Source organism: Methylobacterium sp. yr668 (assembly GCF_900116245.1).
Classification (GTDB): Bacteria; Pseudomonadota; Alphaproteobacteria; order Rhizobiales; family Beijerinckiaceae; genus Methylobacterium.
This window is the reverse complement of record NZ_FOZY01000081.1, coordinates 1-4,862: the sequence shown is the minus strand read 5'-3', so window position 1 is coordinate 4,862 and position 4,862 is coordinate 1. Positions and strand designations below refer to the sequence as shown.

The window sequence follows — 4,862 nt, the reverse complement described above, 5'->3', positions numbered from 1 at the left end:
GTCAGATGCGGGATCGTGGGCTGCAGGCCGTAGAGGCAGTCGTCCAGCGGCAACAGGGTATGCCGGCGGAAGGCGACGATGGTCGCCTCGTCCTCCAGTGTCAGGACCGTCGACCGAGCTTCTTTCGGCCCCATGGCAGCATCGGCCGTCGACTGCCGTCCGCGCCATTTCTGGATCGTCGTCGGGCTGACGCCGTAGCGCTTGGCCGCCGCTCTCACACTCTCTTGACGTAGCTGTATTGCGCGACGGATCGCCTCCGTCGTGCGGGCGCTGCCGTGGAGAATTTGGCCCATAGCGCATCCCTCGCCGCATGGTGGTCAACTGTACCACCACATCGCGGGATCAAACACCTAGGGCGTCTCTGCAAAGTCATCTGAGCCAGAGTATGGTCATGCCGAGCGTGACCATGGGGAGGTAGTTTGCGGCTCGCTTCTCGTAGCGGGTGGCAATGCGGCGATACTGCTTGAGCCGGCCGATCAAGCGCTCGACTTTGTTGCGCTCGCGGTAGGCGGCTTTGTCGAAATCGAGCTGGCGGGGCTGATCCTTGCGGGTGGGGATCACCGGCTCGATCCGGCGTTGTCGGAGGCGGCGACGGGCCGGCAGACTGGAGTAGCCCCGGTCGCCTGCTGTCCGGCGGGGACGCAGGCGCGGGCGGCCTCGCCTTGGGCGTGGCACCACGCCCTTGTCCATGAGAGCATCCAACGCAAACTGCTCGTGGCGCTCGCCCGCCGTCAGCACCGCCGTGATCGGCTTACCCCCGCCCTCGGCACGCAGATGCAGCTTGGTCGATCCTTCGACAGGCTCAGGATGAGGAGCCGCCCTGGCTGCGCCCGAGCGCCTCGCCCACCCCCTCGACGGTCGCCTCACCCCCCGATGGCGCCGGACCGGCGTGCCCCGGCGGCGTGCTGGTGGGCGCGCACCACCGTGGCGTCCACAAAGTGCAGGTCCCAGTCGAGATCGCCGCGCGCGTCCGCCTGCGCCTGCAGCCGCTGCAGCACCCGGTCGAACACGCCGGCCTTGCGCCACCGGTAGAACCGGCTCGACACCGTTCCCACAGCACCGTAGCGCGCCGGTAGATCCTCCCAGGGCGCGCCCGTGCGCAGGATCCAGAGCATGCCGTTGAGGACTTGCCGGTGATCCTCCGCAGGCCGGCCCGTGCGCGGCTTCTGCGGAGGCAGTAGCGGGGCGATCTGCTCCCACTGCGCGTCAGTCAGTTCAAAGCGTCGCATCAAGCCCACATGAGCCTGACCTCCCAGCCTGTGAACCCCTTTGCAGAGACGCCCTAGGCCCGGATAGCCGTTGCGGCTTAGCATGCGCAACTCGGGCCGCTGCCACGAAGCAGGGATGGGGTCAGTGCCGCACGGTCGGCACGACGCCCGCGAAAGATGCCATGCCATCCGCTTCGACCGTCGCGGTGAAGGCCTCGTAAGCCTCACGGTCCGTCGTGAAGGTCTCCTGCCAAGCGGTGCAGCCGCCAGACGACAGATCGATCACCACTAACTGCCAGGGGTCCTGCGTGTCGGCGTAGCGGTAGATCTCGACGTCGACGATCGCACCATCGCGACTGAAAGAGCCCGACAGCGGAGAGTGCTCGAATTCTCGGTCCTCATCGTCCACTGACCGCTTCCATTCGCTCTACGGCCTTGCCCACGGCCTCACGCAAGGCGGTCGGCCAAGCCACATCATGGTCGTGGAGAAATTGGGCGGCGCTGATGAGGGCCTTAAGCCTCTCCGGACGGGCGGACTCCTCCGCCTCAGACTGCAGGAACTGCTCTGCCAGCGCCGTCGCGAGCCGAAGGATTTCTTGGATCTCATCGGGCTGGGCGTCAGTGTCGCTCACTTCAGGTAGCCCTTCGCCTTCAGGTGTTCGGTAAGGGATTCGCCTATGGCGTCGTGCATCACGGCTTTTTTGCCTCAGCTTTGGCGGCGTCCCGTTCAAGGCGCGCGGCCTTCAGGCGTGCGGTGTTCTGGTCCGCCGCACTGACTGCCGGCTCATCAAAGGCCTTGCTGCCAAACCGGTCCTGCATCTTCGCAAAAGCTGCCTCAGCCTGAATACGCTCTTTGCTGTGGTTGTCTGCCATACGGCAATCCTCAATTCGCTCCCTCTCGAACGTCGCGCTACCACACGCGACGCGACCGGAGCACCAGTTAATGCGCGACCGCGTCGTCGCGGAAGCCGCGGGCATCGAAGATCCGCCGGACAATACCGGTGCGCTTCGCCTCGTCCAGCCACGCCGTAACGCAGGCGAGGGCGGCGGGGCGCCCCTTAGGCACGGCGACGGCGACCTGCGTCTGCTGGAAGCCGCCCGCGACGATCCGGGAACCTGGAACCTGCAGGACCACCGGCCGCAGCGTGTCGCGCGAGAGGGCAATGGCGTCCGCCTGCCCAGCGCGCATGCGCGCGACCGCCTCGGCCACGGACGGGACGGGGAGGGGTTGCGTCCGGGTCAGCGTGCGGGCGGAGGCGCGGAACGTCGTCGTGCCGTCGATAGCCACGACCCGGAGACCCGGCCGATCCACCTGCGCCACGTCGGTGATGCCCGACCCGACGCTAACCAGATAGGTGCTCTCCAGGTCGTAGTAGCCCGGCCCGAAATCGATCACCTGCCGCCGGGCCACGTCGACCGGCATGAAGCTGACATCGATCGCCGCGGCCTCGAGGGCGGCGGCCGCGGCGCCCGAGTTCGGGAACAGGGTGACGGCCAGCGGCAGGCCGACCTGCCGGGCGAGATCCGCGCTCAGATCGGCTGTCACGCCGTCGAGCGCTCCGTCGGCGGCACGGCTGACGAAGATTAGGCCAGCGGATGGCGCCTCAACGAGACCGACTCGGAGCATACCGGTCGGAGCGAGTTCCGCTTTCACGGAGGCATCCTGCACGGGGCTAGCTATCGTCATACCGGCGAGAGGAGCAGAAGCGAGCAGAGAAGTGACGCGCTTTGGGATCGCAGCGGTGACACCTTGGTGACACCGACCATCCCAAGATCAGGGCTGACGCCTGCTAAGCCATTGATAATATTGGCGCACCCGACACGATTCGAACGTGTGACCTTTGCGTTCGGAGGGTTAGCCTAACATGTTTTCCCGTGATTACTAGAGTTTACTCGTTATTGCCAAACCGCTGCTGCCTCTTGTGAAATTGGCGCGCCGGGCATTTCTCTCGTCTCCGCCGGATGAGCTCGGTTTGCTTCCGCGTGCTTCCGCAGTGCTTCGGCAGAACCGGAGGGGAGGGCATGCCCAAGCTCAGCAAGCGCGTGGTCGAGGCGGCCGAGTCGCAAGGCCGGGACTACTTCTTCTGGTGCGATGAGCTCCCGGGCTTCGGGGTGCGCATCTTCGCATCCGGCCGGCGCAGCTACCTCGTGTAGTACCGCGCCAGCGGGCGGTCGAGGCGCTTCACGATAGGGCTGCACGGCGCCCTGACGGCTGACGAAGCCCGCCGTGAGGCGAAGGGGCTGCTGGGCCAAGTGGCGAAGGGCGAGGATCCGGCGGAGGAGCGCGCCACGCGGCGGGGCTCCATGCAGGTTGCGGGAGCGATGAGTGAGACCGGCCAAGCCTGAGCGATCAGATGGGGGCCGGGAACTCGGGCGCCGCAGCAATGACATGCCGACCCTGCAGCATCACGAACGGTCCCGACGGTACCGAGACGCCCAACGCATCCGGTCGGCTCGCTCACTGGCAGCTCGGCCTGTGCACGGCCCTCATGGACCGCTGCATCGATCGCTTGGGCGACGTCGCCGAGACTGCCCGCCGCGACAGCGAGGCCTACCTGCTCGCCACCGCCGCTGAAGCCCTGAGGACGAGGCTCTGAGACATGGGTGACGAAATTCACTTCCAGATCCGCTCGAAGCCGGCTCGCATGGAGGAGCAGACGCGCGTCGCGCTGGCGCTCCTGCGCAGCAGGGGTGGGTGGCCCCAGGATTGGGCTGCACTTCAATCCGGCGCTGCGTCGTGCCCTGGCGCGTGGCGATTGGGCGCCGGTGTGGCCAAGGACGCGACGGCGCTCGAGCCGAAGCTGGTCAAAGGCCTGGACGGCAAGGAAGGCCTCGATCTCGGCGACGGCACGATGAAGATGCCGGACGGATCGATCCGGTCAATCGTCCCGGCGGCGCCAGCTGGTGGGATCGGTGGCGGTGGCGGCCGCGGAATGTCCGAACTCCGTGAGCACGTGGCCGAGTTGGGCCGGCACATCGAGCGCTTTGGCCAGTCCGGCTTCCACGCTCAGATCGAGGTGACGGGGCTGCGGCAGGCGGGCCTGCGAGCCACTTCCATGAGGATCAAGGCCCGTGGCGGCCTGAGTGCCGACTTGGGGGTGACTGAGCCCGGCGCCAAGGAAGACATGAGCGACTGGACCTGAGGGCCTAGATCTCTCTCAGACATGTTCAGAAACTGTCCTGGAAGCCGGCATATATCCAACGTTCTCCGTCGTCCCAGCATAGATACGCCTTGACTAGGCGTCGTTGTTGCTGCGTGAGTCTCAGCCACATACGCAGGAGGCTTCAATGGACGACATTACATCAACCTCGGCTCTGGATCAGAGCAACCTAGAGCAGTTCCCGGTCAGGTAGCGACGGCCAAGTCGTCCTCGTAGCCGGCTGCGGCGAGGTAGTTGCGGCACTCCTGCGGAGTGAAGCGTGTGAAGGCCTGTCGGATCGCCGCCCAGAGATCCGGGATCGTGCGCGCAGCCGCGCTGCGTAGCAGAGCCTTCAGCTTCGCAAAGGCCTGTTCAATCGGGTTGAAATCAGGGCTGTAGGACGGAAGGTAGAGCAGCCGCGCTCCTGCAGCCTCGATCGCGTCCTGCACGCCGGCGACCTTGTGGGCTGGCAGGTTGTCCATGACGACGACGTCGCCTGGCTGCAGCACCGGGA

At 66.2% G+C, this 4,862-nt stretch carries 6 protein-coding genes and 3 pseudogenes; 2 read left to right on the top strand and 7 right to left on the bottom strand.

Annotation, left to right across the window (positions count from 1 at the left end; all coding sequences use genetic code 11):
• From BM419_RS31385 to BM419_RS31365, 6 genes and pseudogenes are all read right to left on the bottom strand, one after another.
• Positions 1 to 293 (bottom strand): annotated as a pseudogene (locus tag BM419_RS31385) (helix-turn-helix domain-containing protein); the annotation flags it as partial.
• A 76-nt stretch (positions 294 to 369) separates the two neighbouring features.
• Positions 370 to 1,229: pseudogene (locus BM419_RS31380) on the bottom strand (IS5 family transposase).
• A 121-nt stretch (positions 1,230 to 1,350) separates the two neighbouring features.
• The gene (locus tag BM419_RS31375) at positions 1,351 to 1,617 is read right to left on the bottom strand and encodes a hypothetical protein (RefSeq protein WP_020094746.1); all 267 of its coding nucleotides are present in this window, start codon (positions 1,615 to 1,617) and stop codon (positions 1,351 to 1,353) included.
• Positions 1,607 to 1,840, bottom strand: a complete 234-nt coding sequence (locus BM419_RS31370; protein ID WP_091928755.1) for a hypothetical protein — start codon at positions 1,838 to 1,840, stop codon at positions 1,607 to 1,609. Before BM419_RS31370 ends, BM419_RS31375 begins: the two co-directional genes overlap by 11 nt.
• A 58-nt stretch (positions 1,841 to 1,898) precedes the next feature.
• A complete protein-coding gene (locus tag BM419_RS31840; RefSeq protein WP_100253048.1) occupies positions 1,899 to 2,081 on the bottom strand; it encodes a hypothetical protein in 183 nt (60 codons plus the stop codon).
• Between the two features lie 67 nt (positions 2,082 to 2,148).
• Complete coding sequence (locus tag BM419_RS31365) at positions 2,149 to 2,835, bottom strand: transporter substrate-binding domain-containing protein (RefSeq protein WP_091928754.1); 687 nt, start codon at positions 2,833 to 2,835, stop codon at positions 2,149 to 2,151.
• A 395-nt stretch (positions 2,836 to 3,230) separates the two neighbouring features.
• On the opposite strand from BM419_RS31365, the pseudogene BM419_RS31360 reads away from it, so the two are divergent.
• Positions 3,231 to 3,494, top strand: a pseudogene (locus BM419_RS31360) (Arm DNA-binding domain-containing protein); the annotation flags it as partial.
• A gap of 314 nt (positions 3,495 to 3,808) precedes the next feature.
• Positions 3,809 to 4,351 carry a hypothetical protein gene (locus BM419_RS31350; RefSeq protein ID WP_244540945.1) on the top strand — a complete coding sequence of 181 codons (543 nt, stop codon included), beginning with the start codon at positions 3,809 to 3,811 and terminating at the stop codon, positions 4,349 to 4,351.
• Positions 4,352 to 4,554: 203 nt separating this feature from the next.
• Here the strand turns inward: BM419_RS31350 and BM419_RS31345 are convergent.
• The coding region (locus BM419_RS31345) for a transposase (RefSeq protein WP_139257195.1) at positions 4,555 to 4,862 on the bottom strand (308 nt) is incomplete at its 5' end.